The following is a 523-nucleotide window of genomic DNA, read 5'->3' on the forward strand; positions in this document are numbered from 1 at the left end:
GTCGATACGGTGATCACTTATCAGGATGGAACCAATACACGCATTCAAACGTCGCTGGTGATAGAAACGCTTATTCAACATGAGCTGACACTGGTGGATAGCGAACAACGGAGGATCGCATAGTGAATACGGATTTATTACTGCAACTCGTCATTAATGGCGTGATCGTCGGCATGTTGTATGGCGTGGTCGCCATGTGCTTTGTACTGATTTACAAATCAACTCAGGTGGTGAACTTTGCTCAGGGTGAGTTTCTACTGATCGGCGCATGGGTGTGTTGGGCAGCATTGGTTCATCTACAACTGCCGTTTTTCGTCGGCTTTTTACTGACACTCGCCTTTATGATGGTGTTTGGTATCGCGGTGCAAACCATCGTGCTTAGGCCGTTGATTGGTGAGCCGATCATCTCGGTGATCATGGTGACGATTGGTTTGTCGATGTTCTTCCAAGCACTGATGAAATGGATGTTTGGTGTGTCTGCGGTGTCGTACCCACAGGTATTCGAAACCAACGTCGTCAATAT

1 protein-coding gene is annotated in these 523 nt (G+C 47.4%); it reads left to right on the forward strand.

Translation table 11 applies throughout. The annotated features are described in order from the left end of the window. Window positions 1-122: 122 nt before the first annotated feature. Window positions 123-523: branched-chain amino acid ABC transporter permease (locus tag R8O11_RS31135; protein ID WP_318195380.1), on the forward strand; the 401-nt coding region annotated here is incomplete at its 3' end.

This window comes from Vibrio sp. 1288 (genome assembly GCF_033344475.1).